This is a genomic window from Amycolatopsis sacchari (assembly GCF_900114035.1).
Classification (GTDB): domain Bacteria; phylum Actinomycetota; class Actinomycetes; order Mycobacteriales; family Pseudonocardiaceae; genus Amycolatopsis_E; species Amycolatopsis_E sacchari.
This window is the reverse complement of sequence record NZ_FORP01000062.1, coordinates 1-3,151: the sequence shown is the minus strand read 5'-3', so window position 1 is coordinate 3,151 and position 3,151 is coordinate 1. Positions and strand designations below refer to the sequence as shown.

The following is a 3,151-nucleotide window of genomic DNA, read 5'->3' as shown; positions in this document are numbered from 1 at the left end:
GCCATGACTCACCTCCACTGGCAAGCCTCGCGCTCACCCGCCCGGATGTCCACGCGACACGGTTACCACGTCAACGTTCCTTGAAGAGGCACTAGAGTTTCAGCCATGGCGCCCGAAGGTGATCCCGCCCCGAGAACAGCCCTGGTCGAGGCAATGGCCCGCGCGGGGATCGACACGGGTGCTGCGAGCTGGATGTCCCCAGTGGACAGTCAGCTGCTCGTCGACCGGTGGAAGCAGGAGTTCGGCGCGCAACGGTATGGCACCTTGGTCGCTGTCGCACCCGAGTCGGGTTCCGTCCGGGACACCTTGCGTCCCGGCGTTCAGCCGTCGTGGCTCGCCGGGCCGGCGGAGCCGGTGTTCGTGCTCTTCGGCGAGTACGCGCAGACCGGCCTGCTGGTGTGCGGTTGGCCCTTCCTCGCGTCGAACCTGACCCCACTGGCGCGCGCCGACGGAAACGGTTTTGTCGCAACCACCAGGGATTGGACGGGCGCACTCGTGGTCGATGTCGAGGGGGACGTGTTGGAAGTAGAGGCGTGGGGCGTCTTCGTCAGCGGAGCTCGCTGATGCCATCGCATAGGCCACATCCTGCTTCGCGAGACAGGGCAGGCGAAGTCGGCGGTCGAGCTGTCACTCCTGCCGGACAAGGTCAAGCATGCGTGCCGCCTCAACAGCCTCACGGCTGCTCGCACGAGATCAAGATGACGGGCGGAACCGTCATGGTCGTGTGTGAAGACCTTCACGCGGAGTGGTGGTCCGCCTCACCGAACATTCGGGAGGAGGAGATCGATCTGGTAACCGCGTGCGCCGTGAGTCAGCATCGCCTCGCACATCGGCTGAGTACCTCTGGTCTCGGCTTCGACGATCAGATTCTGGTAGCGGGCACTCATCGCCGCGGTCAGCTCGCCCACTCGCGCCCCGTCGAGTCTGACTTCGACGGCGTAGGCGCCCTCGTACTTGCCGCGCGACACAGTCGACGAGACGAGTTCGGCGGCGAGGAAAGTCCGCGGTGAGCCAGCTCGGTGGTAGGGCGCGAGTGTCTCCTGGTGATCTTCTTCGCGGATCACGGTCACCAGCCGTGCGGGTTCGAGGAGGTCGGCGTCGTCCACGAGGTTGTGGAGCAGCAGCGCTTGTGGGTCCGCGAGGTGGAGGTAGATCCCGTACGAGCGGCCGGCAGCGCCCCCGGTCACTTTCGCCGGGCAAGTGCCGATTCGCCCCTGACGCAGCATCGTGAGCAGCGGGGGTTGGTAGGCGCGGGCGTCGGAACGGGAAAGGTAACCGACCGTGGCAGTACCCGCGCCAGTCACGACGTCCACCCGGACGGCACACGGATCGTGGCGGTTCTCGGGCTCCGGTACGAGTGTCGCGACCACCGGCAAATGCCGCTCGGGCTCCGTTCCCGCGGCGGCGCCGCCGACGGCACGGCGCAGTGCTTCCTGGTAGTGCGACTCACCTACGACACTCACCCGTCCTTGAGCAGACAGACGGCGCCGGGGCAACGGTTTCACGCCGTTCTCGACAAGTCGATCGAGATCGACCGAAGGTACGGAAGGCGAAGGACCGCCGGACGCGGGCTGCCGGCGCGGAGGAGGAGCAACGAGCGCGGCGGACATCGCGGTGAGGGACTCCCCCAGGACCGAACTCGCGCGCGGAGTGGAGAAGTCGAAGATCGCTTGGTAACCACCGCTGCCGGTCAGGGACAGCCGTCCGTACTGCAGGATGGGGAGCTTCCGGTTGTTCTTGAACCGGCGGTCGGGTCCGCCCTTCACGTTGACGTACTGCCAGGTGTGGCCGAGAACGAGGGAATCCGAGGGCACCGAACCGTCCTCGATGAACCGCTGCAGAGCCGCCTCGGACCGCAGACTGCCGCAGGCGATGTCGGCGTAGTGCCGGCCGTCCCGGACCAGCACCCTGTCGGGCAACAGGTAGATCGACCGCCGGGGTGTGGCGAGCGACGGTATGGCGATGTTCGACGAGAGGTGCCGGGGGCCGCCGACTCCCATGGTCAACGGGACTCTCTTCACGAGTGCGGAGGCGCCCGCGTTCGTCTTGTGCTGGTGGGTCGTCGACACCGCGCCGGAGGCGACGACGTGCCAGGCGCGCTGTGCCGTCCGAGCCTGTCCGAAGGAATCGACGAGCCGCTGGAACCGGGTTGCCTCCGGGCCCTGCACGTCGTAGAAGGCCACGACCGTGCGCCGCACCCTGTCCTTCCAGAACAGCCACACGGTCAGCGGTACCCCGGCGAGGAGCACCCAGGGGGACAGCACTGTCAGGACGAGTGTGAGCGCCAGGCTCCACGGCCAGAACAGGGGAGACCGTGCCGCGTCGTTGAGCTGCGTGACGAGCTCGCTCGAACCGACCTCGGCCATCTCGATCGTGGTCGCCCCGGAAACGTCGGACAGGACGACGTCGCCAGGCGACTGGGGGTCGGGAAGCGGACGTGCGGCCGGCGCGGGGCGCTTCGTCGAACCACGGCTTGGGCGGACGGTCGCGCGGTAAGACACGAGGCCATCGCCAAGCGAGATGTACGAGCCGCGTGGACCGGCGCCGACCCGGAAGCCGGGAACGCCCACCGAAGCTCCGAGCCCGGAACGTGACATGTTCACGCGAACAGGACCGAGTTTGACACTCGTGCGCAAATAGAACGACATAACCGGCTTCCCACGACGGATCTTCCGACCATGGGTCGTCCGTTGGGATGTCCGCGTTACCGCCGGATGGCAAATACGTGCTGTAGTACCGCTGGTGGGTGCCAGGTCAGAGTGCTGCAGGAGGGGCTCACTGAGGGTAAGCGAAACCTTCACCGTAGTGGCGGTCGAAAACCGCCTCTGCGTTGCGGACGATCAGGGAAATGCTACTCCTGGGGGGTGTCTGTATTGGCATCGCGGAATGGTAACCACAACGAGAACTGCGCGAAGGCTGTGGGGCATGCGTGTGCCTGCTCCGGCTGCGGGGGCTCGTTGCACGGCTGGGAAGGTTGGCTCGGGCTGGCGAAAGGCGATGTGCGGGATCGGCAGGTAAAAAAAGAAAAGATAGCGATCAAGTGGGAAAAGTACTACTGCCTCTTCAAGGAACGTTGACGTGGTAACCGTGTCGCGTGGACATCCGGGCGGGTGAGCGCGAGGCTTGCCAGTGGAGGTGAGTCATGGCACGT

At 66.1% G+C, this 3,151-nt stretch carries 2 protein-coding genes; one reads left to right on the top strand and one right to left on the bottom strand.

The features are described from left to right. Positions 1-105 precede the first annotated feature (105 nt). On the top strand, positions 106-564 hold the full coding sequence (locus BMZ92_RS36630) for a hypothetical protein (RefSeq protein ID WP_143250032.1): 459 nt from the start codon (positions 106-108) through the stop codon (positions 562-564). Between the two features lie 194 nt (positions 565-758). Here BMZ92_RS36630 and BMZ92_RS36625 read toward each other — a convergent pair whose 3' ends face one another. Further along, on the bottom strand, positions 759-2,648 hold the full coding sequence (locus BMZ92_RS36625) for a DUF4236 domain-containing protein (protein ID WP_091517277.1): 1,890 nt from the start codon (positions 2,646-2,648) through the stop codon (positions 759-761). Between the last annotated feature and the right edge of the window lie 503 nt (positions 2,649-3,151).

What these genes read in the sequence shown, in the direction of transcription:
- BMZ92_RS36630 (WP_143250032.1), top strand. Translation starts at nt 106, where the DNA reads ATGGCGCCCGAAGGTGATCCCGCCCCGAGAACAGCCCTGGTCGAGGCA.
- BMZ92_RS36625 (WP_091517277.1), bottom strand. Translation starts at nt 2,648, where the DNA reads ATGTCGTTCTATTTGCGCACGAGTGTCAAACTCGGTCCTGTTCGCGTG.